Genomic DNA, 25,504 nt, shown 5'->3' with positions numbered 1-25,504 from the left:
GCTAGCCTTCTTCGTTGCCGGCTTCGGACCACTGACTGACATTGATGTGGCTGACGATCACGCCGCCGCCGGGGTGTTGAATCGGCGCGACATGCATGGAGAACCAGCGTCGTTCCTGCGGAGAGTGACAGGGGTACTCCATGGCAAATGCTTGGCGGCGTCCCTCGAGGACCGCGCGGATGCCCTCCAGTGCAGTCCTCCCCCCGGGGTTGTCGCCGCCCGAGCCGCCATCGCACGCGGAGAGATAGTTGGATCCGACGCCCGAGACCTTCAGGTCGGGGTCGCCGTTGGCGGCGGCGAACTCGCGCCAGGCGCGATTCACCAGGGTGATGACGCCGTTCGGATCGAGCACGGCGACATGCTCCGGCAGCGAGTCCAGCACCGCCTGCATGCGCTCCACATCGTAGAGCGTGGTGATATCGACGAATGTGGCCACCGCACCGCGCGCGTCGCCCGGGCGCACCGCGTAGGGCAGGACGCGCGCGAGATAGACGCGCCCGTTGGCCGCGTGGATCTCGCGCTGGAGCATCTCGCCGCTGTCGACGGTGCGATGCAGCTCGTCGATGAAGCCCGGATACTGCAGCAGGTTCGCGAAATCGTCGATGGGCCGCCCGAGATCTCCGTTGCGGATCTTGAAGAGGCTGGTCGCCTCGGGGGTGAAGCGGGTCAGGCGCAGCGACGAATCAACGAAGACGGTGGCGATGGCGGCGGCCTTGGCCATGCTGTCGAGGTCGGCGTTGAGCCGATTGAGGATCTCGATCTTTTCCTGATTCTCGGCGTTGACGGTGTAAAGCTCTTCGTTGACCGATTGAAGCTCTTCGTTGGAGCTTTGCAGCTCCTCGTTGGAGGCCATCAGCTCCTCGTTGGTCGCCTGCAGCTCTTCGTTTGCGGTCTCGAGCTCCTCGATCGTCGCCTGCAGACTCTCGCGAGTCGCGTTCAGCTCGCGCTCGAGCGTCTCCATGCGCTGGATCGTCTCGCGATCGAGATTGATGGTTTCCATACCGGTCCGGGTCGCGTGCGTCTCCGTCGGCATCGGAACCTGGTCGGGCTCTAGCTCGAAGGACAGCAGCAGATGCGATTCGCCCTGAATCACGTCGAACGGCCGCACCACCAAGCGCAGCCGGCGCGAGACGCCGTTTGCGAGTCCGATCGTCAGGATATCCGAACGTAGGGGCGCGGCGCTTCGCGTGGCCTTGTGCAGCAATGCTTGGGCGACCGGGGCGAGCGGGGCCGCAAGCAGCTTGGCGACATCCAGGGTCGCATTGCCCTCGGCGATACGCAGATAGTCGCCGACCTCGCCGAAGACGTGGAGCAGCTCGAAGCGATTGCTGAGCAACAGACTGGCCGGCGCATAGCCGCGCAGCAGCATGGACTGTCCGGCGTCGATCACTGCGGCATCGCTGCCGAGTTGATGACCGCGTCGCCCGGGCCGCCGTACCGGGGCACCGGCCGCGCGCGGGGCGAGCGGAGTATTTGCTAGATCCAAAGGCAGCGATACATGGCGCAGGATCCGATAGATTTTGTGCTTGGAGCTCACGGCGGTGAAGTCGGACTGGAGCTCGGCCAGGGTCTCGCTCGGTCCGAGGAAGAGGAAGCCGCCCGGGGCCAATGCGTACTGGATTCGGCGCAGCGCCCGCTCCTGGGCCTGGGTGCGGAAATAGATCAGGAGGTTGCGGCACGAGACCAGATCCATCCGCGTAAAGGGCGGGTCTTCGAGCAGATTGTGCTTGGCGAAGACGATGCTTTGGCGGATTTCGTTCTTCACGACGAAGTGGTTGCCGCGCTTGTAGAAGAAGCGCTCGAGCCGTTCCGGGGAGAGCTCCGCCGTGATCGCCTCGGAGAAGACCCCGGCGCCCCCGACCTCGACGTTCTGTTGCTCCACGTCGGTCGCAAAGAGCTTGAAGTTTGGCCAGCGCCGCGCGCGGTCGAATGCCTCGGCGAACAGGATCGCCAGGCTGTAGGCCTCCTCGCCGGTGGAGGCACCCGCCACCCAGGCCCGGATCGGTTGGTTTTCGCCCCGCTCGGCGACGATCGTCTTGACGACCGTCTCGGCCAGGATGTCGAAGGTCTCCGGGTCGCGGAAGAAGCTGGTCACCGGGATCAGCATCTCGCGGCGCAGGACCGCCAGCTCCCCCCGATCGTTGTCGAGCAGCCGGACATAGTTGGTCAGATCCGGGGTATGACGGACCTGCATCCGCCGCTCGATCCGGCGCATCACGGTCGCCGGCTTGTATTCCCGGAAGTTGATGCCGCCCTGATGTTGCAGCAGGTGCATCGTCTCCTCGAAGGCGTCGTCCTTGTCGATGCCCAAGGCGCGCCCGTCGGGCTGGACCTTGGCTCGAGGGATCTGATGGATGTGCTCGACGATGCGCGGACCCAGCGCGTCCGGCGGAAGGATGGCGTCGACCAGGCCGGTGGCGATCGCGCTGCGCGGCATGCCGTCGAATTTGGCCGACTCCGGCTCCTGGGCGAGCAGCAGGCCGCCCGCGTCGTTGATGGCAACCGAGCCGCGCGTGCCGTCGGATCCCGTACCGGAGAGCACCACGCCGATGGCATGCTTGCCGAACTCCTTGGCCACCGAGGTGAAGAAGAGGTCGATCGGCAGGGTGAGTCCGCGCGGGTTTTTCGGGGTCAGGCGCAGAGCATCGCCCGAGACACTCATCATGCTGGCCGGCGGGATCAGATGGACACGGTCGGGCTCGATGCGCATGTCGTGCTCGACCGTCACCACCGGCATTGCGGTGTGTCGGCCAAGCAGATTGGCCATCATGCTCTTGTGATCCGGAGAGAGATGCTGGATCACCACATAAGCGGCGCCCAGATCGGTCGGCAAGGACTGAAAGAAACGCTCCAAGGCATCGAGGCCGCCGGCCGACGCGCCGATCGCCACCACATAGCCGTGAAACTGGCCCGTGCGCCCGTGCTCGCCCTGCGGCTGCTCGGCTTCGATCACCTTCGACATGATGGGTTCCTTATGGCGCCGGCGCTGCCGGGTCGCTGATGTCCCGGCTCCGATCGGTTCGGCGACGGCCCCGATCGACCCGGCGGGGATCCGGGGCGGCCCTGCAACGTTCTGAGGTCAGTCGCAATAGCGGTGAATTGTAGCCTTGCGCTTGCGCTCGTGCTGTGATTTTCATCAGGTAATCAGGCATCGGATCGATGTGCTGCCGGCGGCATGACATGGGATCCTTATGGTCCGCGAGAGGGCAATCGTGCGGCGCCTGCCTGCGGTGGTGATCGAGAAGGGCGTCCTGCGGCGTCGCGGCATCGAACGCATGTAACCTTTTGGTTGTGCAGAGGGAGAGCAAAACACAATCAATAGAACTTTTTCCGTGTACTCCTCCTTCAAGCGACGCAGTAGAATCCGCCGAGACCAGCCTGATAGGCGCAACCGGAGCAAGCCGATGAACCCCTTGCTGCATATCGACCCGGACGACCCCTATCCCGAGAGCGACGGACAGCCGATGGCGGACAACACCGAGCAGTACGAGTGGATCGTCAAGATCAAGGAAAACTTGGAGATCCTCTTCGCCGACCGCCCGGATGTCTTCATCGCCGGCGATCTGCTCTGGTATCCGGTGCCGGATCGGCGCGAGACCGGGCCGATCGCCCCGGACGTGCTGGTTGCCTTCGGCCGTCCGAAAGGGCGGCGCGGCTCCTACCGGCAGTGGGAGGAGGACGGGATCGCACCTCAGGTGGTCTTCGAGATCCTTTCGCCGTCCAACAGCGCCAAGGAGATGGCGGACAAGCTGGCCTTCTACGATCACTATGGTGTCGAGGAGTATTACCTCTACGATCCCGACCGGAACCGCCTGGAGATCTGGATACGGCGTCGGACCGACGACGGTACGTCCCGCCTAGCCGCACAATCGCATGTCCGAGGCTGGACCAGTCCACGCCTAGGCATGCGTTTTGCGGTCACCCCCGAGACGCTGGAGTTGTTCGATCCGTCCGGACGGCCGTTTTTGACCTCCATCGAGTTGGCGCGACGGGCCGATGCGGAGCAGGCGCGAGCCGTCCATGCGTCCGCGCGGGCAGCTCAGGAAAGCGCGCGAGCCGAGCAGGAAGCCGCACGGGCCGAGCAGGAAGCGGAGCGCGCCCGACAGGCCGAGGCGCGGGCGGACAGGGAGCAAGCGCGTGCCGAGCGGTTGGCCGAGCGATTGCGTGCCTTGGGAATCGACCCGGACACCGGGTCGGAGTAAGTGCATTAGAGCGGTGCCCGTCATCGCTCGGTGATCGGGAGACGACGCGCCGATGCGGGCGCGGCTGCGGCCCTAACCGGTCTCCCGGTCGGCCACGCGCAGCATCTCTTTGAGCCGTTCCAATTCCTCCCGAGCATAAACCTGCTCGGTGACGTCGTACTGGACGCCGAGGAAATAGATCAGCTTGCCTTGGCGATCGTACAGCGGCCGAATCGAGAATCGGTTGTAGAAGAGCGTCCCGTCCTTGCGATAGTTGCGCAGCGTGACCGTCGTCCGCTTGTGCTCTCGGATCGCCTCGCGAACCTTCTCCAACCCCTCTTGGTCGCGGTCTTGACCCTGGAGGATGCGGCAGTTGTGCCCGACGATCTCCTCGCGGCTGTAACCCGTGATCAGCTCGAACGCCTCGTTGGCGTAGACGATCGGGTTGTCCTCCTGATCCGGATCCGAGAGTGTAATGCCGTTGATCGAGGTGTCGAGGATCTGCGACAACACGAACGGGATCAGATCGGCATCTTTGTCGGCGACGAAATCCATGGCGTGCCCTTCGGAGTTGGTTCGTATCCGGCAGAGGTTAGAACCTTTCTGCACGGGCGGCAACCGGGCGGACTGAATGCTCGGGTCGGAAGGAGCAATTGCAGGATGCGGGAAATCCGAGTGATCGCCGAGCAGCGAAGAAGCCGCTTGCGATCCTCGTGGAAAACGGCGCGGCAGGATCCGGTCGCATCGTCGGCGGCTCGCTGCAGGACGGAGTCACGGTGGCCTTGATCCCGAGTCGAGTGATTCGTTGAGCGCCTCGTCCGGCCAGAATCGCGTCCCGAACAGGGTCGCTTCCAGGCGCATGCCGGACTCGGTGACGCGATAGATGGAGATCCCGCGACCGAAGGGTTTGGCGACATCGGCGCTCTCGCCCCCGACCGAGCTCCGTGCCTCGGCGGAGACCTCGAAGCCTTCCACGACGAAGCGCGTGAAGGCCGCTTCGTCCTCGAAGAGCACGACCAGCTCGGAGGCGAAACCGCCCATGCCGTAGCTGAATCCGACCCCGCCGGTAGCCATCTTCATGTAGATCCGCTCGGTCTCGTCGCGCCGCATGGCCAGGCCGTACCCGTAACCCGCCGTCGCGCCGACCGCGATCTGGCGAACGGTGAAGGCGGCCCAGCCGAAGCTGCGATCGAAAAGCGCGTGGATCTCCGGGTCGGTCGAGAAGAGGCGATCGAGCGCGCCGAACGCCAGAGCGTCGACAAAGGCCCGCTGCTCCTCGGGTGTCCCCTCGCGGAGGATGAATGCTGAGGCATCCTCGGTGGCGCGCCGGGTCCGATCCATGCCCTTGGCGGCCATGTCGGCGCCGGTGGCGAGTGCGTCGAGCGAGAGCGAGCGGCCTCGCTCGTAGGCGCTTCCGGCCCTGGCCTTGAGCCCGTTCCAGAGACCTTCGGCGGCGGCGAAAGACGGACAGAGTGCCAGGATCACGAGGAGCTTGGTCAGGGGTTTGGACGTCTGCATGGTTCGAAGGATAACCCTCGGGGCGCAGGATGCGTACCTCACCCGGGTCTGCCGTGTCGTCGTTGCCCGCTTTCTCGCGGTGTTCGTCCGAGGCTGAAGGCCGCCGGGAAGCCGATGTATACTCCGTGACCGGCACCCCCTCCGTTCGATCCCCTCATTCGATTCGACATGGTACAGAAGCAGAAGCGACCTTCCGTCAAGGTCCGTCAGCAGACGTGCGCGGTTACGCCCGAATCGGCACGCGCCGATTTGGAGACCGGGCGCTTTCGCGAGGCGATGGCGGGTTTCAAAGAGCTGCTGAAGCAGGCCCCGTCGGGCGAGGGCAGGGATGCGCTTCGGGACGGGCTTGCCGATGCCTACGAGGGACGCGCGCGCCAGCTCGGCGCCAAAGGTATGCACAAGGAGGCGCTGGTCATGTGGGAGAACCGCGCCGCGCTGGGGACGCTCCCTGTGCATCCGGGCCATGCGGTCTGTCTGCTCCGTCTGGGACGTGTCGCTCAGGTCATGCCGATGCTGGACGACGCCTCCTTGAAGTTCGATCCCGAGTCCAGAGCCTTGCTGCTCGGCCACTTGGCGGCCCAGATGCTCGCCGGCACTGCCGGGATTGCCGAGGCCCTGCCCGCCGACGACCCCGTCCGTGTCCAAGCGGCCGTCGCCGAGGAGGCGCTCGACGCTTATTGTGTCGGCAACGATCAGGCGCTCGCGCAGGCACTGAAGGCGATCCCGTTCCGCTCGCCCTATCGCGATCTGGTTCAGATCCTCAAGGCATTGAGTCGTCTCGACCCCGCCGCCCGCGATCATCGCGGCGACTGGACCGGGGAGGCGCGCAACGAGGCGGCCAAGCTCCTGGACCGCGTCGAGGACAACTCGGGCTTCGCCCGGTTACGCGATGCCGCACGCCTGGCGCTGCTCTCGGAGACCGAGCTGGCGCCCAAGCTCCGCGAGGCCGGTCCGGCGACACGGGATCTGGCCTTCTCTCTGCGCGGCTGGCCCGCCGAGCGTGCGGTCCTCTGGAACGAGATCCAGACGCTTGGCGACTCCCCGCAGCCGAAAGAGCTTCTGCGTCTGATGTTTCGGCATCGTCGCGTGCTCGGCGAGACCTGGGTTCACGAGCGTGGACTGCGTCTGCTCTTGCCGAAACCGCAGACCGGCGCGAAATGGTGGAGCGAGGCCGGCGGCAAGCCACTGCGCAAGATCGACGGCTACCTGCTGGATGCCTGGGAAAGCGAGACGGATTCCGATCCCTGGAAGGTCGTCACCTACTGGCAGGATTACGCCGACTTTGCGCTGGAGGCCGCCGAGCTCCGTGTCGAGCCGGGCAGTGAGATCGCTTTGCGGATCGCGCTCATGCATCGTCGCGCCGAAACCCTCTTTCAAATCCTCCAGCGGATGGAGCCCGACTCCGACCCGGATTCCTTGCCTGGAGCCATTGCGGCCGAGCTGGAGCTCAGCCTTGAGTACGACCCCGACGACCGAGCCACCTATTTGACCCTGATCGCCTACTACCTACGCGGCGGCAAGGCGCTCAAGGACGCCCGCGACATCCTCAAGCGCGCCCAAGCCCGCTGGCCGACCGACAAGGCGGTTCTGACTGCGGCCATGGACACCGCCATCGCAAGCGGGGCCTTCAAGAAGGCCGCGACCATCGCCGCCGACATCCTGGCAGTGGATCCGATCAACAGCGGGGTGCGTGAGCGACTTGTGGAGGCGCATCTTTCTCACGCGCGCAAGAACCTGAGCGATCAGCGGCCGGATTTGGCGATGCGTGCGTTGGCCCTGGCCGAGAACTGGAGTCGCACCGAGCGTACGCGCGAACGCTTGGATCTGGTGCGCGGTTTGGCCGAGCTGCTCGCGTTCGATCCGCAGGGCGAAGGACGTTTGCAGGCCCTGGCCGAGAGTCTCGGCAATGGCCTGGCCGCACGCCTCATCCTCTTGCTGGAGGCCGGCGCCTGCGGTATCCCCGGCGCCCGGCTGCTGAAACAGCTCGGACTCGCCAAGGCACCGACGCCCGACGAGACGGACCTGCGTGCCTTCTTCTCGCGGCTTCGGGCGCATCTGGACACGGGGGCCAAGCTTCCGAACGAGGTCAGTCAACAGCTGAACGACCCGCTCAAGCGGGTCGCTCGGCTCAAGCTCGATCAAAGCGAAATCGAGTCGATCTGCGAAACCCTGCGCCGCACCGAGCTGCACGATGCACGGCTCGCCTTCGCGGATGCCGCCTTGAAGCGCTGGCGCGGCGAGCCGGTCTTCGAGCTCCATGCGTTCGAGGCCCGTCACTGCGGTGTCGTGCCCTGGAATATCCCGATGCGCGAAATGCTGCGGTTGGAGCAGGCGCTCGAGCGCGCGCGCGACAAGGGCGACTCCCGTCTCGTGCATCGGCTCATCGAGGTCCTGAGCGGACCTTCATTGCCCTTCGCTGGACCGCCGCGCGGTGGCTTCGGAGGCGGCTTCATCGACGATGACTGGGATGACGAGGACGAGGACGGCGACATCGACGACGCGTTCGACGACGGCGACATGGCCGGGAGGTCGATCGCGCTTTTCGCCGACATGATTCGGACACTCGGGCCGAGCGGCTTCCGCGCCTTGATGCAGATGCCGGGTCCGGTCGGCGAATCGATGCGCGAGATGGAGCGTGAGATCGGCAAGGAGGCATTGGACAATTTGATCAATGCCCTGGCGGCCGACATCAATACCAAAGGTCTGCCCTTCCCGGATCCGGGCGTCTTCGACACCGGGCCGTCTCCGAGCACGCGTAAACGCAATCGCGCCAAACGAAAACGCCGCTGAGCGGGCCGATGCCGGGCTCCCCGAAACGTCCGAACCCCGACCATTTGAACCGCGTCCCCGCCGAACCCGCGGGCCCGCACGAGATCGAATCCAGACAAAGACACCGCATGCCCCGCCGGACGCGGTTCAACAACCATCGGACCCTGATCGCATGACCGACCCCTTTCTCATCCTCGGCGTCCCCTTCGATGCGGACGACGCCGCCATCGAAGCGGCCTATCTCGCCGGTCTGCGCCGCGCCTCCCCCGAGCGCGATCCGGCCGGTTTCGAGGCGCTGCGCGCGGCCTACGAAAAGATCCGCACGCGTCGCGATCGCCTCGCCTATGCACTCTTCGATCAGACCCCGCCGAGCGCCGCGGACATCCTGGCCAAGGCCGCGCCCGTGGGCGAGCCGCGACGCCCGAAGCGGGCCACGCTGACCGCGTTGCTGCGCGGCGAGGTCTGACGCATGGATGACGCAAAGGCGGCGTTGCTCGAACGTTTCCGCGCCTATCTTGAGGATGAGCCGGACCCTCGCGAGGCCTCGGGAGCGGGTCTCCAGGACACGGACGAGGCCGACGCGCCGGACCTCTTCACCCTGCTCGCCGAGCTGGCCGCGCTCAAGAACGAGGTCAAGCTCGAGTCGCGTCAGGTCAAGACCGCGCTCGAGCAGTTCCGCGATCTCTTCGACAGCCTCCGGCAGGCCAACGAGCATCTTTCAGCCGAGCTTTCCCGGCGTCAGCAGGATGCCCGCGATATCGCCCTGAACGCCGAGCGCGACATCCTGCTCGAGCTGATCGAGCTGCGCGACCGCCTGCGGGACGGCCGCGGTCAGGCCGCCGCCTATCGGCCCAATTGGCTTGCGCACGCCAGCGGTGCGGCCGAGTTCATCACGGGGATGACCCAAGGCTTGAGCATGAATCTGCGCCGTCTCGACGAGACCCTGGATCGGCGCGAGGTGCGTCCGATCCAGACCGTCGGGCGGCCCTTCGATCCGCGGATCATGCGTGCACTCGAGGTCGGGCGCGATCCCGCCCTGCCGATCGGCACGGTCCTCGCGGAGCTGCGTACCGGTTATCGGCGCGGCGAGTCGCTCTTGCGTCTCGCCGATGTCATCGTCAACAAATTCGAGGACCATCCCCAGTGAGCGACATCATCATCGGCATCGATCTCGGCACCACCAACTCCGAGGTCGCGGTGGTCGAGGAGGGTCGTGTTCGACTCATCCCGGTCGACGGCAGCCCCATCCTGCCCTCCGTGGTCGGGATCGCGGACGACGGCGCCCTGTTGGTCGGTCAGAGCGCGCGCAATCAATACATCCTGGCCCCGGAGCGCACCATCCGCTCGGTGAAGCGGCGCATGGGCGAGGACACCGTCATCGAGATGGGCGTACAACGCTACAGCCCGCAGGAGATCTCGGCGCTCATCCTCGGCCGGCTCAAGCGTGCCGCCGAGTCCGATCTGGGCCAACCGGTGAGCAAGGCGGTCATCACGGTCCCGGCCTACTTCTCCGATGCGCAGCGCCAGGCGACGCGCGACGCGGGCGAGCTCGCCGGGCTGGAAGTGGTGCGCATCATCAACGAGCCGACGGCTGCCGCACTCGCCTACGAGGTCGATCATCAGGAACCCAAGACCATCCTGGTCTACGACCTGGGCGGCGGCACCTTCGACGTCTCGGTCGTGCGTCTCGCCAAGGAGGTCACCGAGGTCCTGTCGAGCCACGGCAACAACCAGCTCGGCGGCGACGACTTCGATGGGAAGATCCTGGAGCACCTGGTCGCGCACCTAAAGGAGCAGGGCACGGACCCGAATGCGAATCGCGTCGCCATGGCACGTCTGACCCGCGCGGCGGAAACGGCGAAGATCGCGCTCAGCGATGCCCCCTTCGTGCGTATCGACGAGGAATATCTGCTCGAGCACCAGGGCAAACCGGTCAATCTGTCCCTCGAACTCTCGCGCGACGACTACGAGGCGATGATCGCGCCCTACATCGACGAGACCATGGACGCCGTGCACACCGCGCTCGAAGGGGCCGGCTTGGGCATCGAGGACCTCAGCGAGGTCTTGCTGGTCGGCGGCGCAACCCGCACCCCCTTGATCCCGCAGCGTCTCGAAGAGCTGCTGCGGATGCAGCCGCGCAGCGAGGTCGACCCGGATCTGTGCGTGGCGAGCGGTGCGGCCATCCAGGCGGCCGTGATCGGCGGTCAGCGCGTCTCGCGGGTGCTGGTGGACGTCACGCCCTACACCTTCGGGACCAGCGCGCTCGGCGAGCTCAACGGCGAGTTCTATCCCTTCGTCTACATCCCCTTGATCCGCAAGAATACCCCCATCCCGGTGACCAAGAGCGAGGCCTTCTCCACCATCGAGGACGGCCAGCCCGCGATCGACGTGCGCGTCTACCAAGGCGAGGACCCGGACGCGCTCAACAATACCGAGATCGGCGCCTTCCGCATCGAGGGACTGAGCGACGCGCCGGCCGGCAACGTCATCGTCACCACCTTCTCGCTCGACGTGAACGGCATCCTCAAGGTGACCTCGCGCGAGAAGCGCACCGGGCTCGAGCAACGCATCGTCATCGACAACGCCACCGCCCGCTTCGAGCAGGACACCATGGCCGCCGCACGCGCACGCATCGGCGCTCTCATCGACGGCGACTTCAACACCGAGCCGAGCGATGGGTCCGCGACCCTCGGGGAAAGCGTCGCGGCGAGCGCCGAGCGACGCGACAGCGTTCAGGCCACGGCCCTGATCGAAAAGGCGGAGCGCCTGATGGAGACCGCCAATGCGGAGGACCGCGAAGACCTGGTGAACCTGATCGAGACGCTGCGCGATGCGGTCGCGGCGCATGACGATGTCGCGATCCACGAGGCGATGGACGGGCTCTCCGATCTGATCTTCTATCTGGAATCCTGAGTCCGGCGCGGCGAGTCGTATGGACCGTTGCCCCAATTGTCGCGCCCGTCTCGACGGCTCCGATCAGTGCCGTCGCTGCGGGCTGGAACTGAAGCTGCTGCAGGCGGCCGATCGAGCCGGCGATGCCGCACTCGCGCGCGCGATCCGGCGCCTCGCCGACGGCGACGCGCCGGGCGCCGTGCGGTACCTGGAGCGCGCGCGTGCCCTCTCGGGTGATCCGCTGGTGCCGCTCTTGCTCGCCTTCGCGCGCTCTCAATCCTGTTCCGAGATACCCGCCGATCATGGCGCTGCAACACGCCATCGCGGCATTGAGCCTCGATCAACCGAAGGGGCTGCGTAAGCTCCTCGCGATCGGCGAGCGCTCGACCCGCAAGCGTGGTTTGAGTGGCGGCAGGGGCGGGGCGGGGCGATGTCTCGGCGGAGACGCGATTTAGGATCATGAACGCAGGCTTGTGAATTGCGGTTGTGTCGCTCCGGGGTGAGTCCGAGAGCGCGCCGGACGCTGATCCCCGGGATAGTCGACTTGCAGTCGACCTACTGGCCGTCAGGCCAGCGCAAGATGTCGACTGCAAGTCGACTATCCTGGGCTGGTAAGTACCGATCCCGTCGGCGTGGCAGACGAGGGGAGTGGCCCGCCTTGCTCATACACGCCTACCCTGCCGCCTTCATCCTACCCGGCCGACTTGGGAATGCGGATCTTTTGTCCCGGGTAGATCAGGTTTGCGTCCTTGATGACCTCCCGGTTGGCCTCGAAGATGCGGGGGTAGGCGTTTGCATCGCCGTAGAACTTCTTGGCGATGGCCGATAGCGTGTCGCCTTTCTCGATGACGTAGAAGTCGACCTCGGCGGTCTGCGGCGGCGCGGTCAGCTGGTCGGCTTTGACCTCGGCGACGCCCTTGACGTTGCCGGCCATGAGCACGGCCTTCTCCATCGCCTCCGGGCTTTCGGCCTCGCCGGTCAGCGAGACCACGCCGTTGTCGTAATTCACGGTCAGTCCTCTGATCCCGGGGTTGTCCCGCTCGATCTCCGCCTTGATCTTATCGCTGGCCTCGGCTTCGTTGCCGAAGAGCTTCTTGCCGATGTCTTTTGCGAAATCGAAGAGTCCCATGGTGTCCTCCGGTGGTTTGTAACGCCTTGACCGCGAACGCGGCAAGGCTAAAACTAGCACACGGAACGACGCCCGGCCATTCATTGCGCATCTGCGCTGTCGACGACCTTCACCACAGTCCAAGGCCGGCGGATCCGCCCTGGCCTTGCGGAGGACACCATGAGCACGACAGAGACCGCTGCCGTCGCGAGCGCGACCCCGATGCAGTATCTGGACAAGGCCATGAACGGCCTTCACGACCTGGGATTGCTCCCGGCCGAGGGCGATCGACAGGCCGACCCGATCATCGCGCTTTTGAACCAGATCTCGACCCTCGACGAAGGGCGCGTCGCCGCCATCGCGCGGACGCTGTCTCAGGCGTCGCTCTTCAACGACGTGGTTCGCCGGCAGGTCCAGGCGATGGAGATCGGCAGTCGCTACGAGGACATCACCAACGCCTTCAACAGCATCCGCGACGATGCCAAGATGATGGTGGATCAGATCGAGGACGGTAAGCTCGACACCTTCGAGCGCATGAGCAACGTCTGGATGAAGGTCACGCGCGGCGACATCGCCGCGCGTTTCGACAAGATCAAGACAAGCTATCTGGACGTCACCGCCTCCACCGACGACCAGATTCGGCGCGAGCATTCGATCCTCGAAGCCTATCAAGACTTCCGCGGCGCCCTGAAGCAGTCCGAGGTGCTGGCGCTCGAGGTCCTTAAGACGGCGCAGGGTCGGCTGGATGCGGCGAAGGCGGCGCTGGCGCAGGCCATGACGCAGGTCGAAGCGAATGCGTCCGCCGAGCCCGCCGAGCGCGCCCGCCTCGAGCTGGCCCGCGACGAGCAGGTACGTGCACTGCAGCTCGAAGAGAAACGCTATCAGATCGCCAAGGATCTGTCGGACAACCTGACCATCTCCTACAACACCTCCGAGGTGGTCATGGCGCGTCTGCTCCAGACGACCAACGCCAAGGAGCGCGTCTATGCTCAGGCCGTGAGCTTCTTCAGCACCAACGAGGTGGTCCTGACGGCGCTCACCGCATCCTTCACCGGGATGTTCGGGCTGCACGAGGGCACGCAAACGGTGGAGGCGATGAAGGAGGGCGTGAGCCAGTCGCTCGAGGTCCTGGCCGATATCGGCGGCAAGGTCCAGGAAGCGGCGGTTCGGGCCGGCTACGGGCCGACCGTGCGCGCCGATGCGGTCAAGAAGCTGGTCGACTCCGTGGTGACCTGGCAGACCCGATCGCACGAGATCATCGAGGAGATGCGTGCCCAAAGCACCCGCAACGCCGAGGAGATCCGCGACGCGGTGGAGGAGGGCAAACGCAAGCTCGCGCGCCTCGCCGAGGAGGGCAAGGGTCTCGAGCTCAAGGTCGACGCATGAGCACCGAGACCACCCTCGACGACGGCGTGCGGCCGGTCGGCGCAGCGGCGGCGCAGGCCGCGGTTGCCGGCAGCACGCATCCGCTCGACGAGGTCATGCTCGCGATGGACGTCGTGGATACGCTGCGACGCCGCGAGCGTCTTGTGAAGACCGAGCTCGACGACCTCGGTCGCGAGGAGGATCTCAAGGAGCGCCTGCGCAAGATCTACACGGCTCAGGGTATCGATGTGCCGGACCATGTGATCGAGCAGGGCGTGGCGGCGCTCAAGGAAGGGCGCTTCACCTACGCCCCGCCGTCGCGCTCGCTCGCGACCCGGCTTGCCCGCATCTATGTCAACCGCGGCGACTGGGGAAAGTGGGTCGGCGGGATCCTGGGCATCATGGTCCTCGCCGCCGTTATCCACTATGTCTCCTTCGTCGCCCCGGATGCCGATTTGCCGGAGGATTTGGTGCGCGTCCATACAGAGGCGATCGCGCTGGCCGGAAACGACCGAGCGCGCGAGACTCTGGAGCGCTATCTCCGTACGGGTCAGTCCGCGCTGCGCAACGACGACACCGAAGGCGCACGCCTTGCGCTGCGCGAGCTGGAGACGGCCCGGACGATCTTGGGGCAGGAGTACAGCCTGCGCATCGTCAACCGACCGGGCGAGCGGAGCGGTGTCTGGCGCATCCCGGATGTCAACAGCGGGGCACGCAACTATTACATCCTGGTCGAGGCCGTGGATCCGACCGGGCGAGTGCTCCGCGTACCGATCCTCAACGAAGAGACCCGCCAGACGGAGACCGTTGCCATCTGGGGCCTTCGCGTGGACGAAGAGACCTTCAACGCGGTGGCGCGCGACAAGCGGGACGACGGCATCATCGAGCGCGACCGCTTCGGCTACAAGGCGCGCGGCGAGCTGGTTCCGCGTTACGACATGCGCACGACCGGCGGAGCCATCACAAAATGGTAACTCCCGGTCCCGCGATCGATCGAGCACGCCGCGATGCGGCTCGGTACACCTGCACGGCAGACCCCGCTCACTCTGGAGACCGCGCATGATGTCCGGCAGACAAACCCTCGGCGAGATCGATCGGGCGGTCGACGAGGCACGCGCCCGGGTTGCGGCGGTCGAGGCCCAAGTCGAGGCCGCCGAGCAGCAACTCCAGGCGCAACGCCGGGGGCAGCTCGAAGACTACAAGGCGCTCGCCCGGCTTCGAGTCGGACTGCTTGCCGACGCCGCGTTGCTCACGCATCTGGACCAGTCCGAGCAGCAGGTCGCAGCCCTTCTGTCTCAACGCGAGACCGCGCTGACGCTGCTGAAGGAGCAGATCCAGTTTGCGGAAGCCGCACTGCGCACCCTGGAGGCGGAGCGCAACGAGCAGGCGGCTCGGGTCGATTCCGCGGTTCAGGCCGCGGACGCTGCGGAGGCCCGCACCCAGTCCCGGCTCGCCGGGGATGACGCCTACATGGCCCGGCGGGAACGTGCGACCGAGGCCGAGCGCAAGGCCGCGCACGCCGCCGAGAAGGCGGACCGCAGCGAAGCGGAACGCGAAGAGAAGGGTGTCTCTTACCGAGAAGATCCGCTCTTCATGTACCTCTGGAAGCGCCGCTACGGCCAGTCCGACTACAGGGCATGGGCCCTGACCCGGTGGCTCGACGGCAAGGTCGCCCGCCTGATCGGCTATGCCGAGGCCGGTGCGAACTATGCCCGCTTGAACGAGATCCCGGAGCGCTTGCGCGAGCACGCCGCGGCGCTCGCGAGCGCCGCCGAGGCCGAGGTTGCCGCCCTGAAGGCACTCGACGAAGCCGCACGGGTCGAGGACGGTATACCGGCCCTGGACGCGGCGATCATCGAGGCGCAGGCGGCACTCGATGCCGTGGACCGGCGTATCGCCCAAGCGCGGAGCGACCTCCAGGGCCTCGAGGTGCGTAGGGCTTTTTATGCCGCCGGGCAGGACGAATACAGCGCGAAGGCGCTCGAGCTGGTCGCGTCCGAGCTGCAGCGCGACGATCTGATGGAGCTGCGCCGCGAGGCCCTGACCACGCCCTTCCCGGAAGACGACCTGATCGTCGCCCGCCTGCTGGAGCGCGAGGACGAGCGGCGCCGGCACGATGGTGCACTCGAGACGCTGCGCGAGTCGCTCGTACAGGCCCGGCAGCGACTCGACGAGGTCGAGACCTTGCGGACGGACTTCAAGCGCAACCGCTACGACCGTGCCGATTCCCAATTCGGCGACGCTGCCATGATCGCCATGATGCTGGGGCAGTTCCTGAACGGCGCCCTGGACCGACGCAACCTCTGGCGCGTCATGCAGGAGCAGCAGCGTTATCGCCCGGAGCGCTCCGACCCCGGCTTCGGCTCCGGCGCCTTCGGTCGCGGTACCGTCTGGGGCGGCGGCCTCGGCGATGCGCGTCGCCCGGGCGACATCTTCGGCGGCTTGGGCCGCGGGAGTGCCGGTCGCACCGGCGGCAGCGGCGGGGCCGGGAAGCGCGGCGGAAGCAGCGGCGGCTTTCGCACCGGGGGAGGCTTCTGATGGCGCTCGTACGGCGACGCCTTTAGGTCGGCCCGGTGTCGCGCCTTCTCCGGTCGTTGCGCTGACGAGGTCGCCTCCTGCTCGAGCGCATCCTCCTCATCGTCCTGCCTCTGTTCATCGTGGTTGCGGTCGGGTTTCTCTACGCCCGGCGCCACCGCCCGGACATGCGCGCGGCAACCGCGCTCAACATGGACGTCTTCGTGCCCGCCCTGGTCTTCTCCGCACTCGCATCGAAGGACGTGGACCTCGGCGCCTACGGGCTGCTCGCGGTGGCCGGCGTCGTTCTCGTGCTGGGATCGGGTCTCGTCGCCTGGCCGATCGCCCGACTGAGCGGTATCTCGGTGCGCACCTTCGTTCCGCCCATGATGTTCGTGAACTCGGGCAACATGGGCATCCCCTTGCTTGTGCTCGCCTTCGGCGAGCAGGCGATGCCCGCGGCGGTGGTGCTGTTTCTGATCGAGAATGTCCTGCACTTCTCGGTCGGGACCAGGATGCTCGATCGGCGGGCCGACATCCTCGGGGTTCTGCGCACCCCGGTGATGCTCGCCTGTATCGCCGGACTCGTCGTCAACCTCTCCGGCGTCCCACTGCCCGAGCTGATCAGCCGGCCGGTGGACATGCTCGGACAGGTCTCGATCCCGCTCATGCTCTTTACCCTAGGCGTGCGTCTCGTCGACGTGAACCTGGCGGATTGGCGTGTCGGGCTGCTCGGTGCCTTCGTCCGACCGGTCATCGGTGCACTGCTGGCCTGGGGGATCGCCCTTATTCTTGCGCTGCCCCCCGAGCAGGCCAGCATCCTGATTGTCTTCGCCGCACTGCCGCCCGCGGTGCTCAATGCCATCTTCGCCGAACGTTACGACCAGGAGCCCGAGCGCGTGGCCTCCATCGTCCTCCTCGGCAATGCGGCCGCCCTGATCACGCTCCCGGCCGTGCTGTTGTTGGTGCTCTGAGCGTCGTCGCGATCGCGACGGAAGGCGGTGGTCGGATTGCTCGGATGCGACATCCTCTATCGCACGCCTGCGATAACCTGGAGCCATCCTGAAGCGCGTGACGTGTTTCGCGCCCCTCCGACGAGGATCTCCCTGTGCCGCCGATCTATCCCTTGCCTGAATTGATCGTACGTCGCTCCCGCGAGCTGAACCTCACGCGCACCCAGTTGGTGCTGCGCATGGGCTATGCAAACGTCACCAAGGGATTGCGACGGTTGGCGGCAATCGAACACGGAGATCTGCGGCACTCCGGCCAGTTTCACGGCCCGCTCGCCGCGGCCCTGGAGATTTCGCCCGAGGCGGTCGAGGATGCCTATGCAGCAACCCGGGCCGTACTCGACGCCGAAAACGAGGCCGCTTACCGCGACGCGTTTCGCCCCCATGCGGTGGTCCTGACCGAGCGCAGCATTCCGAACCCCATCTTCGTCGCCGCCTTCATGGGAGTGGAGCGTCTGCTGCGCATCCGCCTGGATACCGACGCCGCGCCAGCAGCCTACAGCCAACAGGCTCGCGAGCTTCTGCCGGAGGGTGGAGTGCCCGCGTTCGGGCGGATCATCGGGTATGTGGTCAATTACAGCCCGGATGAAGCGGTGCAATTCGACCTCGAGGGGCGCGAGGTCGCGCGATTCGGGCGGGCGATCCGATTGGGGCAGACGATTGTGCGCATCGGCGGACGCACGGTGCCGTTGCGTTCCCTGATGGCGCCACGCGACTGACCGGGGCGGTTCAAGGCACGACGGCTCGGGAACTCGCGTAGGCGTGCATCGGACCCGGGAGCAGCGTAGGTTGCGCTGACGATAGGAAGCGCAACACCTGCGGCGTCTCGTCCCTGTCTCGGCTGCTTCATCCGACCAAGAACAGACGGGGCGTTTTCGGCAACGCGGTTATGAATCCAACCATGGAGCACATATTGTGACGCGCGAGACACAAGAACCTCAGGACAAACCCAAACAACAAGAGCCCAAGAAGGAGCACAGTCGTGACGAGCGCTGGGGCGACTGCAATGTTTCGGTCGAGACCATGCGCAAAATCAAGAAGCTCATCGAGTCCGGAGAGCTCAAGCTGGACAAATAGACCGGGTCGATTCCCGTATCTCGACCGCTAAGCGGCTTCCCTCCGGGCGCGTGCAGCGCAACTCGACAGTCCTGCTCATGTGATTTCCGGGGAAGACACGCCCCTACAGGAACTGCGCGCACGCGCATTCTGAATGCCCATTCCGGGAGATCGCGTTAGTCCTCGTCAAACGCCTCGCAGGGGTCGACCGAGATCCGCTTGCCGCTCTCGCCCGTGTCCCACAAGAGCACTGCTCCGTGGACGCCGCCCTTCGCCGGAGGCGGAAAGATCTCCAGGCAGCCCAAACGCGCCGAGGTCACGCGCAACGTCAGGCCGAGTACGAAGTCGAGGTCGTAGTAGTCGTCGTACTCGTCCACCTTCACCGCGTTGCCGGGTGCGACGTCGCGATAGTCATAGCCGTGTCCCGCTTCGGTGATCGACATCACCTCGTCGTCGAGTGTCTGGAAGCCGTCGCTGCGCGCCTGTACGCGGGTCAGGGTCTCGCCGGTCTCGTTGATCAACAGGAGGTCGTGTCCGTCGCGCGTGATCCACAACAGAGGCTTGCGCGTCTCGGGAGGAGGCGACGGGTCCCGCGTGCCGCGCCAAGGATCAACCCATTGGCTCGGAACCGGAGCCGTCCAACGCGGGTAATCCTCAACGACCTTGTGCTCTTTCACGATGCCGCTCCTTGCGTTTCGGGTTGGCTGCGATCCACGTCCACCCAGCAGAAATGCTCGCCGACCAGATCATGCTCCCCGTCCCAGCGATAGGCGCAGAGCTTCCCGCCCGCGGCAACGCTGTAATCCAGGCAGGCGACGCGTGAGGACAGCGGGCGCGGCGTCCCGCTCAGCCAGTAATGGCCGACGAACACCGGCTTGTTTCCGTCGTAGCCCGGCAGGACATGCTCGGGCGCCGGTTCGTGCGGGATCCGCGGGATGACCTCGAGCGGCGCGATCGCGAGATCGCGATAGGTGATCGGATGCGTTTTCCACCAGCGGGTGCGGACCCGCCGGCGGATCTTGCCGTCCTTATCCTTGAATTCGACCCCCTCGGGAAGCGGGATCTCCAAACCTTTGAGGACCGTTTCCAGTGCCTCGTAGGCGGGGTCGCCTGGTCGGGTGAGCGAGACCCACGCTCCTTCGTCACGGATCCGTTGTCGGTCGTCCAGGTGCTCGGTCAGGATTTCGATGGAGGGCAGATGCCAGCAGGCATGCACGACGCGCAAACCCGGCAGATCCAGCCAGAGCGGTAAGCCGCGAAACCAGTCGATCAACTCCTCGTGGAGCTCACTGTCCTCGCAGACCTGAGCGAGGAACTCCGCGTGCTGCTTCCGATTGTCATCGGTGTGCGGTCGCAAATAGTCGCCCGAACTCGTCGCAATCTGCGTCGCCCAAGCCACGGCGTTGAATTCGTGATTACCCATGACGGTAAGCGCTTGCTCGGCGTCGACCATTGCGCGGACGATCTTCATCACCTCGACCTGCTCCGGTCCGCGATCGATGAAGTCGCCGAGGAAGATCACTTGGCGTGTCGGATGTCGCCAGACGCCGTCTCGCGCGCTGTAGCCCAGCTTGGCGAGCAGCGCCTTGAGCTCATAAGCACAGCCGTGGATGTCGCCGATCAGATCGTACATTTTCGCTCCTCTGTTGACGCTGTCGTTAGACCCGCCGATGCCGGCTTTTCGCGCTCGCTTGCCACGGGGGCGCTCTGATCACACCCTCGGCTCAGGTGCGCATTGCGACCTCTGTCGCCTCGCCCCCGGTGGTCCGCCAACAGCGCCGCTCCGGAAACTGCACCGCCAGCAGTCCACCCCCATGATCCGAGGTCGCCGAGAGACAGACCCGTCGCGGTGCGGAGAAGAACGACTGTCCGGGCAGATGGGTATGGCTGCTCACCACGACACGCTCCCAGTCCGGATCGTGCCGAGTCGCCCTGGTCTTGTCGCGCAGGGCGGCGGGCATGAAGGACGGCTCCGCCGGCAGTGTCTTGCGTTCGAGCTCGGCGCGCTGCGGGGCGATCGCGCCGACATCCAGCCCTGCATGCACGCAGAAGATCTCGCCGTCGTCGAAGGACCAAGGCAGGTCGGACAAGAAACGCCGATGCCGCGCGGGGAATGCCGCGGCGAAGCTCGCGAGGTCGTGCGCACCATAGGCGTCGGCCGTGCCGAGTCCCAGGTTCCAGTAGCGTGCGCTCCAGCGTGCATACCAGGCCTCGTCGGGTGCCTCTCCCGGCCAGCCCAACGCCCGCAACAACGCCAGGTCGTGGTTGCCGAGGATCGGAAAGAAGCGACCCGGACGCTCGGCCTGCAGCGCGATCAGGCGATCCAGGAGAGCGGGGATCTGAGGGCCGTTGTCGATATAGTCGCCGAGGGTGACGATGCGTGCATCCGGCACTTCACGGTCGATTCGTTCGAGCAGACGCTCGAACAGGTCCAGATGCCCGTGCAGGTCGCCGATCGCCACCAGCGGCCGGCGTGTGGCCGTCATGATGCGAGCCCGAGCAATCGATCCGCGAGCCCGGCAATCTCCTCGCGCTGCGGCAGGGTGTCGAGCCATTCCGCGGGGATCGCCGCCGTGCCGAGAGACGCGCCCAGCAGTGCGCCCGCGAGACAGGCGACCGAATCGGAATCACCCCGGATCCGCGCGGCCTTCTCGACCGCCAAACCCAGATCCTCCGACCAGCGCAGCGCCGCAGCGACCGCAAGGCCCAGCGCACTGCCGGAGCGCCAGCCGCCGTCGCCTGGCGGGATGGCCTCCTCGTCGAGCCAGTCCTCATCGCGCACCGCCCACGCGATGGCCGCGCGCAGGCTCGCCGCGACCTCGCCGCCTTGATGCCAAGGCCCGTCGAGCCATCGGATCCCCTCTTCCACCAGCGCCCTGTCCAAGCGCCCCGTCTCCAGGATCGCCCGCACCAGCCAGGCCCCGGCGACGGCCGCCTCCACAGCGTTGGGATGGGCGTGGGTGAGCAGCGCCGAGATGCGCGCGGCCTCGATCAGGTCGTCATCCCGATAGACCAGCGCCAAGGGTACGATCCGCATCACCGCCCCGCAGCCGTCGGACTCGCGCACCCCGCTGGTGGTCCAGTCGCGCTCGCGCTCGAAGCGTGCAGCCCCGGTCAGGCAGGTGTTGCCCGGCGCGGTCGACGGGGTCAGCGGGTCATGACTCCAGCGCACGAAGGCCTCGCCGACCAGAGTGCCGAAACGGTCGGACTCAAGCGGCCCCGGTCCATGCTCCAGGATCGCCTCCCCCAAATAGAGCGACATGTGGGTGTCGTCGGTCCAATGGCCCAAGTGGACCGGCCGGGTGCGCACGCTCGCGTCTTTTACGAACTCGAGCGGGGCGCCGAAACGGTCGCCGCACGCATGGGCGAGCAGGGCCGCACGGGCGTGATCGGCAAAGGTCGAGCTGTCGTGGGTTCGGGTCATCGGTTTCTTCTCCATCGGGGGGTTGGCTCGGTCCTATGTGCGCACTGCATCGGATGTCCGTCGTCTTGGGGCGGTATCCGTCGATCCTTCTGTCTACAGTGCGGCACCCTCAAAGGATAGCGGTATCATGCGACATGAGTCGTCGCACACGGTTGTGGAGTGGATTCGGCGCGTCCGAGCATGAAAAGGCGCCGTAGAAGCCGAGAACGCAACCCTGGTGACCCACAACACCGGTAAGCTCAAGCGGGTTCTCGGGCTGACTGTCGCGAGCTGGGTGGCGTCGTGAGTGCTGCCGGGTGCGGCTCTTACGCTCACCGCACCCGACACGAAGGTTTTCTCGTCCCTCATCGACGGTCCGCGATGTCCAGTGGGTCGGACTTGAGCGCGACTCCGCCGTATCGCCATCTCTCGCCGTCCTTGTCGGGCTGAAGCCCGACGCAAGGCCCGAGGGTCGACAGGTAAATTCTCCGGACTTCGCCTAATAGGCCGGGCCGTCCCCGTCGTAGCGAAGCCCCTTCGGGCCGGCCTGCTCGCGGATCGCATCGTAGAGCCGATGATCCAGCGAGTCCTTCGCGCCGCCTTGCTCGGCGATCTGCTGTTTCAGATAGGTGTCGCGCTGGACCGCCAGAGTCTGGATCTCCTCGGACAGCGTCTTGCGCCGCTCGGCCGTCTCGGCGATCAGGGCTTGCTGCTCCTCGGGTGCGAGCGTCTGCAGCGGTGCCGGGAGCGCCGCGGGGGCGACGGCCGACAGTTCCACCCGACCGCTTGCGACATCCTCCACCAGCTCCTTCTCGCCGAGCAGGTTGGACTTGCCCGTATCCGTTGCGTTGAATGCGGCGCGACGGGCTCGGGACGCGACGGAAGAGCCCGTGTGGAGCTTCTCCGTCGCGGCCTCTTTGAGCGCCTGCGCTTCCTTCTCCTCGGCCGTGCCGTAGTAGAGCCGCGTTTCGTCGAGCTTTGCGGAGAGCTCGGCCAGCTTGCTGTCGAAAGGCGTTGCGATGGCGACGGCGCCGCCCGCCTGGTCGACGCGAAAGTAGGTGCCGCCGCCAAGCTGGGCGATGCGCTGCCAATGCACGGTCGTGCCGGTATCCTCGCCGCATTGAACCGCGTTCACGGCAATCCCCCTCTGTCGTGCGACAGCGACGGATTCCGCGTATTGAACGTCGTCCCGATAGTCGAGGTGCGGCGGAGCATCGCCGACCAGGAACACCACCTTGTAGGCATCGGGATCCCGGCTCCAGGAGATCCGATGGATCGCCTCGTGGAGCGCCTGGTTGACGCTCTCCGGACCGTCTCCGCCGCCTGCCGCCTCGAAGTCCATGAGGGTCGCCTGGATCGAGTCGATGTCCCGCGACAGATCGACGACCTGCGTGACGTAGGCGTCGCCGCGATCCCGGTAGGCGACCAAGCCGATGCGGATCTCGGGCGCGGGTCGCGCGGATGCCATGGTCGAGGCGATGGACCAGATCTTGTCCTTGGCGGTCTGGATGAGTCCGCCCATGCTGCCGGTCGTGTCGAGCACGAACACCACCTCCACGAGGGGGCGTTCGTTGGCCAGGGGATCCGCGGGCGGCAGGAGGATTTGGGTCGGATCGACCGGCGGGGTGTCGACGGCGACCGCATCCGGGTCGCTCGGATAAAGCGCGACCGTGCCCGCGGTTGCCGCGAAGAAGACGAGTGCGATGAGCTTGGTCTTCATGGTGATGTCTCCGGATGGATCAGAGGGACGAGGCGTGCTTGCGCAACGCCGACTTGGCGATGCGATGGGCGTGCTCGAAGTCGTCTTCATGGGACGGCTCGCGCCTGGGTCGTCGAGCTGCCGGGCCGGGCGGGATCGCGACAAAGCCGGCCTGAACGAGAAAGAAGCACCAGATGCCGAGCAGCAGGCTTCCAGTCTGCACGAGCGCCCAGATAACCGCGGCCAGGGCGAGGAGGCTGAGCGTAAGATCTGCGAGTGCCGAGACGAGGCTCGAATGGAAGAACAGCGTGCGGATCAGCCAGAGCATTGCGACGTGGAGCAGCAGATCGAGCGCGAGCGGCGGGGCAGCGAGCCAGAGTCCGGCCGCCGCAAGGCACCACGCGATGAAGGCCGTGACGCGTCCGGCGCGCACGGGCGTGCGGGCCAGCAGATAGACCAGGTAGCCTAGCGCGAGACCGACGACGACCGGGCGCAGCATGCCGCCACCGCCACCTGCAGCCGCGGAGAGTGCCGTGTACGCGGCCGAGCCGGAGAGGCTCGCCGCGAGGGCGACCCCGACGCCTTCGACGAAGGTAGGGCGTGTCATGACCCTGTCCTCCGGCTCTTCTCGCGCAGGAAGGCTACCTCGACATCGGCGTCCCGCACCGCGACCGAGGTCGCGGTCCAGCCGTCATCGGCATCCTCACGGCTCTCATCCGTGATCAGCTCGGCCCTGCGTCGGACCTCCGCGAGCCGCTGTCGATTCTCGACGATCCGGTTCCGCAGCTCGGTCAGGGTGCGCGAGAGGCCCTCCTGTCGATCCGTCGCCAGCCGTTGAAACTGCTCGGTTTCGAGCCGACGCCGAATCAGCGTGCGGGCCAGATCTTCCCGGTCCGACCGGAAGCAGAGGTCGAGCTGCTCGTCGATCTCGCGCAGGGTGCGGTCGATTTCCGTGAGACGGCACGCCCGCTCCTGCTGCTCGGACTCCAGACGCCGCGCGCGCTGCTCGTCTCGGGCGAGCGTCCCTTCCATGTCGCGGACCGCCTGGCGCAGCAGCGCGGCGGGCTCCTCGATGCGGTCGAGGACCGCGTTGACGTCGGCTCGCAACAGCCGGGACATGCGGGTGACGAGTGTCATGATGGCCTCCTTCGGGGGCTGAGTTGCTCGGCAACTGCAGTCTAGGAAGGCGGCCGGTCCGGCCATAGGCGCGGTTCGGTAAAGATCGGGACGTCGGATTTACATGGATTTTACGTGCCGCCGCCGGGGCGCCTTGCTACCCTTCCCGGTGACATGCAGACCAAGTTCAGCCTCCTGATCGTCGAGGACGAGCCGGCCATCCGCACCGGGCTCGAGGATCTGTTCGTCTATCACGGCTATGCAGTCGACTCGGCCGCCGATGGGCACGCGGGGTTGCGCAAGGCACTGACCGGGCGGTTCGACCTGATCCTGCTCGACGTCATGCTGCCGGGCGTGAACGGCTTCGACATCTGCGAGCGCATCCGCGTCGCCGACCGCGAGCAGCCGATCATCATGCTCACGGCCAAGACCGCCGACGAGGACATCGTCCAGGGCCTCCGCCTGGGTGCGGACGACTATGTCGGCAAGCCCTTCTCGGTGACCCAGCTGGTCGCCCGGGTGGAGGCCGTGCTGCGCCGCGCGCGTCTCGGTATCGACCGCGATCGCATCGCCCTCGGGGACGAGATCGAGATCGATGTCCGCAACCTTGCCGGTCGTCGCGGCACGGAAACCATCGCCTTCACCCGACGCGAGATGGACATTCTGCAATATCTCGGCGCCAATCCGGACCGAGCGGTCTCGCGCGAGGAGCTGCTGAACAAGGTCTGGGGCTATGCGCGCGGCCTGGACATCGAGACCCGGACGGTCGACATCCACATCGCAAAGCTGCGGCGTAAGCTCGAATCCGACCCGGCACAACCGCGCTACCTGGTCACGGTGCGCGGTGCCGGCTACCGCCTGCTGAGCGGCTGA

Annotated in this window: 24 protein-coding genes; 13 read left to right on the top strand and 11 right to left on the bottom strand. The window is 66.2% G+C overall.

Annotated features, from left to right (window positions below):
* Position 1 precedes the first annotated feature (1 nt).
* Positions 2-2,962, bottom strand: coding sequence for a chemotaxis protein CheB (locus tag BLV04_RS12130; protein ID WP_093032154.1), 2,961 nt, complete (start codon positions 2,960-2,962; stop codon positions 2-4).
* 442 nt (positions 2,963-3,404) lie between these two features.
* Here BLV04_RS12130 and BLV04_RS12125 point away from each other — a divergent pair, with 442 nt between their 5' ends.
* Positions 3,405-4,202 (top strand): Uma2 family endonuclease, encoded by a 798-nt coding sequence (locus tag BLV04_RS12125; RefSeq protein WP_093032151.1) that lies wholly within the window; start codon positions 3,405-3,407, stop codon positions 4,200-4,202.
* 72 nt (positions 4,203-4,274) lie between these two features.
* On the opposite strand, the gene BLV04_RS12120 is transcribed toward BLV04_RS12125, so the two are convergent.
* Together BLV04_RS12120 and BLV04_RS12115 are read right to left on the bottom strand one after the other, a co-directional pair.
* Positions 4,275-4,736, bottom strand: coding sequence for a PAS domain-containing protein (locus tag BLV04_RS12120; RefSeq protein WP_093032148.1), 462 nt, complete (start codon positions 4,734-4,736; stop codon positions 4,275-4,277).
* Positions 4,737-4,952: 216 nt separating this feature from the next.
* On the bottom strand, positions 4,953-5,699 hold the full coding sequence (locus BLV04_RS12115; protein WP_093032145.1) for a lipid-binding SYLF domain-containing protein: 747 nt from the start codon (positions 5,697-5,699) through the stop codon (positions 4,953-4,955).
* Positions 5,700-5,867: 168 nt separating this feature from the next.
* Between BLV04_RS12115 and BLV04_RS12110 the strand changes: the two genes are divergently transcribed.
* From BLV04_RS12110 to BLV04_RS12090, 5 genes are all read left to right on the top strand, one after another.
* Positions 5,868-8,489 carry a tetratricopeptide repeat protein gene (locus BLV04_RS12110; protein ID WP_093032142.1) on the top strand — a complete coding sequence of 874 codons (2,622 nt, stop codon included), beginning with the start codon at positions 5,868-5,870 and terminating at the stop codon, positions 8,487-8,489.
* 151 nt (positions 8,490-8,640) lie between these two features.
* Positions 8,641-8,934, top strand: coding sequence for a molecular chaperone DnaJ (locus BLV04_RS12105; protein WP_093032139.1), 294 nt, complete (start codon positions 8,641-8,643; stop codon positions 8,932-8,934).
* Between the two features lie 3 nt (positions 8,935-8,937).
* A complete protein-coding gene (locus BLV04_RS12100; protein WP_093032136.1) occupies positions 8,938-9,615 on the top strand; it encodes a nucleotide exchange factor GrpE in 678 nt (225 codons plus the stop codon).
* A complete protein-coding gene (locus BLV04_RS12095; RefSeq protein WP_093032133.1) occupies positions 9,612-11,381 on the top strand; it encodes an Hsp70 family protein in 1,770 nt (589 codons plus the stop codon). The genes BLV04_RS12100 and BLV04_RS12095 overlap by 4 nt, the downstream gene beginning before the upstream one ends.
* 19 nt (positions 11,382-11,400) lie before the next feature.
* The gene (locus BLV04_RS12090; RefSeq protein WP_093032130.1) at positions 11,401-11,721 is read left to right on the top strand and encodes a heme biosynthesis HemY N-terminal domain-containing protein; all 321 of its coding nucleotides are present in this window, start codon (positions 11,401-11,403) and stop codon (positions 11,719-11,721) included.
* Between the two features lie 330 nt (positions 11,722-12,051).
* Here BLV04_RS12090 and lysM read toward each other — a convergent pair whose 3' ends face one another.
* A complete protein-coding gene (gene lysM, locus BLV04_RS12085; protein ID WP_093032127.1) occupies positions 12,052-12,489 on the bottom strand; it encodes a peptidoglycan-binding protein LysM in 438 nt (145 codons plus the stop codon).
* A 159-nt stretch (positions 12,490-12,648) separates the two neighbouring features.
* Here lysM and BLV04_RS12080 point away from each other — a divergent pair, with 159 nt between their 5' ends.
* The 6 genes from BLV04_RS12080 (at position 12,649) to BLV04_RS24955 (ending at position 18,434) form a co-directional block, all read left to right on the top strand.
* Complete coding sequence (locus BLV04_RS12080; RefSeq protein WP_093032124.1) at positions 12,649-13,854, top strand: cell surface protein; 1,206 nt, start codon at positions 12,649-12,651, stop codon at positions 13,852-13,854.
* Positions 13,851-14,807 (top strand): DUF6384 family protein, encoded by a 957-nt coding sequence (locus BLV04_RS12075; protein WP_175534609.1) that lies wholly within the window; start codon positions 13,851-13,853, stop codon positions 14,805-14,807. Before BLV04_RS12080 ends, BLV04_RS12075 begins: the two co-directional genes overlap by 4 nt.
* 85 nt (positions 14,808-14,892) lie before the next feature.
* Entirely contained in the window at positions 14,893-16,371 is a 1,479-nt protein-coding gene (locus tag BLV04_RS12070) for a coiled-coil domain-containing protein (protein WP_093032121.1), read from the top strand.
* Between the two features lie 164 nt (positions 16,372-16,535).
* Entirely contained in the window at positions 16,536-17,321 is a 786-nt protein-coding gene (locus BLV04_RS12065; RefSeq protein ID WP_342721911.1) for an AEC family transporter, read from the top strand.
* Between the two features lie 134 nt (positions 17,322-17,455).
* Positions 17,456-18,076, top strand: a complete 621-nt coding sequence (locus BLV04_RS12060) for a hypothetical protein (RefSeq protein WP_093032116.1) — start codon at positions 17,456-17,458, stop codon at positions 18,074-18,076.
* Positions 18,077-18,272: 196 nt separating this feature from the next.
* Positions 18,273-18,434, top strand: coding sequence for a hypothetical protein (locus BLV04_RS24955; protein WP_175534608.1), 162 nt, complete (start codon positions 18,273-18,275; stop codon positions 18,432-18,434).
* A gap of 155 nt (positions 18,435-18,589) precedes the next feature.
* On the opposite strand, the gene BLV04_RS12055 is transcribed toward BLV04_RS24955, so the two are convergent.
* The 7 genes from BLV04_RS12055 to BLV04_RS12025 form a co-directional block, all read right to left on the bottom strand.
* On the bottom strand, positions 18,590-19,090 hold the full coding sequence (locus BLV04_RS12055; RefSeq protein WP_139191921.1) for a hypothetical protein: 501 nt from the start codon (positions 19,088-19,090) through the stop codon (positions 18,590-18,592).
* Positions 19,087-20,046: a metallophosphoesterase gene (locus tag BLV04_RS12050; protein WP_093032110.1), complete on the bottom strand. Its 960-nt coding sequence runs from the start codon at positions 20,044-20,046 to the stop codon at positions 19,087-19,089. The genes BLV04_RS12055 and BLV04_RS12050 overlap by 4 nt, the downstream gene beginning before the upstream one ends.
* A gap of 91 nt (positions 20,047-20,137) precedes the next feature.
* On the bottom strand, positions 20,138-20,899 hold the full coding sequence (locus BLV04_RS12045) for a metallophosphoesterase (protein WP_093032107.1): 762 nt from the start codon (positions 20,897-20,899) through the stop codon (positions 20,138-20,140).
* Positions 20,896-21,837, bottom strand: coding sequence for an ADP-ribosylglycohydrolase family protein (locus tag BLV04_RS12040; RefSeq protein WP_093032396.1), 942 nt, complete (start codon positions 21,835-21,837; stop codon positions 20,896-20,898). Before BLV04_RS12040 ends, BLV04_RS12045 begins: the two co-directional genes overlap by 4 nt.
* Before the next feature lie 478 nt (positions 21,838-22,315).
* Positions 22,316-23,536, bottom strand: coding sequence for a vWA domain-containing protein (locus tag BLV04_RS12035; protein ID WP_093032104.1), 1,221 nt, complete (start codon positions 23,534-23,536; stop codon positions 22,316-22,318).
* Between the two features lie 19 nt (positions 23,537-23,555).
* Positions 23,556-24,122, bottom strand: coding sequence for a hypothetical protein (locus tag BLV04_RS12030; protein ID WP_093032101.1), 567 nt, complete (start codon positions 24,120-24,122; stop codon positions 23,556-23,558).
* On the bottom strand, positions 24,119-24,652 hold the full coding sequence (locus tag BLV04_RS12025) for a PspA/IM30 family protein (RefSeq protein WP_175534607.1): 534 nt from the start codon (positions 24,650-24,652) through the stop codon (positions 24,119-24,121). Before BLV04_RS12025 ends, BLV04_RS12030 begins: the two co-directional genes overlap by 4 nt.
* A gap of 153 nt (positions 24,653-24,805) precedes the next feature.
* Between BLV04_RS12025 and BLV04_RS12020 the strand changes: the two genes are divergently transcribed.
* The gene (locus tag BLV04_RS12020; RefSeq protein WP_093032095.1) at positions 24,806-25,504 is read left to right on the top strand and encodes a response regulator transcription factor; all 699 of its coding nucleotides are present in this window, start codon (positions 24,806-24,808) and stop codon (positions 25,502-25,504) included.

Source organism: Thiocapsa roseopersicina (genome assembly GCF_900106925.1).
Lineage (GTDB): Bacteria > Pseudomonadota > Gammaproteobacteria > Chromatiales > Chromatiaceae > Thiocapsa > Thiocapsa roseopersicina.
Note: the sequence above shows the minus strand (reverse complement) of the source record. Positions and strands in the feature narration are given on the sequence as shown.

Bases quoted from the DNA above. Each gene is read 5' to 3' on its own strand.
- BLV04_RS12035 (WP_093032104.1), bottom strand. From the start codon at position 23,536: ATGAAGACCAAGCTCATCGCACTCGTCTTCTTCGCGGCAACCGCGGGC.
- BLV04_RS12045 (WP_093032107.1), bottom strand. From the start codon at position 20,899: ATGACGGCCACACGCCGGCCGCTGGTGGCGATCGGCGACCTGCACGGG.
- BLV04_RS12065 (WP_342721911.1), top strand. From the start codon at position 16,536: ATGCGCGCGGCAACCGCGCTCAACATGGACGTCTTCGTGCCCGCCCTG.
- BLV04_RS12120 (WP_093032148.1), bottom strand. From the start codon at position 4,736: ATGGATTTCGTCGCCGACAAAGATGCCGATCTGATCCCGTTCGTGTTG.
- BLV04_RS12100 (WP_093032136.1), top strand. From the start codon at position 8,938: ATGGATGACGCAAAGGCGGCGTTGCTCGAACGTTTCCGCGCCTATCTT.
- BLV04_RS12130 (WP_093032154.1), bottom strand. From the start codon at position 2,962: ATGTCGAAGGTGATCGAAGCCGAGCAGCCGCAGGGCGAGCACGGGCGC.
- lysM (WP_093032127.1), bottom strand. From the start codon at position 12,489: ATGGGACTCTTCGATTTCGCAAAAGACATCGGCAAGAAGCTCTTCGGC.
- BLV04_RS12075 (WP_175534609.1), top strand. From the start codon at position 13,851: ATGAGCACCGAGACCACCCTCGACGACGGCGTGCGGCCGGTCGGCGCA.
- BLV04_RS12040 (WP_093032396.1), bottom strand. From the start codon at position 21,837: ATGACCCGAACCCACGACAGCTCGACCTTTGCCGATCACGCCCGTGCG.
- BLV04_RS12020 (WP_093032095.1), top strand. From the start codon at position 24,806: ATGCAGACCAAGTTCAGCCTCCTGATCGTCGAGGACGAGCCGGCCATC.
- BLV04_RS12125 (WP_093032151.1), top strand. From the start codon at position 3,405: ATGAACCCCTTGCTGCATATCGACCCGGACGACCCCTATCCCGAGAGC.
- BLV04_RS12090 (WP_093032130.1), top strand. From the start codon at position 11,401: ATGGACCGTTGCCCCAATTGTCGCGCCCGTCTCGACGGCTCCGATCAG.
- BLV04_RS12080 (WP_093032124.1), top strand. From the start codon at position 12,649: ATGAGCACGACAGAGACCGCTGCCGTCGCGAGCGCGACCCCGATGCAG.
- BLV04_RS12050 (WP_093032110.1), bottom strand. From the start codon at position 20,046: ATGTACGATCTGATCGGCGACATCCACGGCTGTGCTTATGAGCTCAAG.
- BLV04_RS12115 (WP_093032145.1), bottom strand. From the start codon at position 5,699: ATGCAGACGTCCAAACCCCTGACCAAGCTCCTCGTGATCCTGGCACTC.
- BLV04_RS12025 (WP_175534607.1), bottom strand. From the start codon at position 24,652: ATGACACTCGTCACCCGCATGTCCCGGCTGTTGCGAGCCGACGTCAAC.
- BLV04_RS12070 (WP_093032121.1), top strand. From the start codon at position 14,893: ATGATGTCCGGCAGACAAACCCTCGGCGAGATCGATCGGGCGGTCGAC.
- BLV04_RS12105 (WP_093032139.1), top strand. From the start codon at position 8,641: ATGACCGACCCCTTTCTCATCCTCGGCGTCCCCTTCGATGCGGACGAC.
- BLV04_RS12030 (WP_093032101.1), bottom strand. From the start codon at position 24,122: ATGACACGCCCTACCTTCGTCGAAGGCGTCGGGGTCGCCCTCGCGGCG.
- BLV04_RS12110 (WP_093032142.1), top strand. From the start codon at position 5,868: ATGGTACAGAAGCAGAAGCGACCTTCCGTCAAGGTCCGTCAGCAGACG.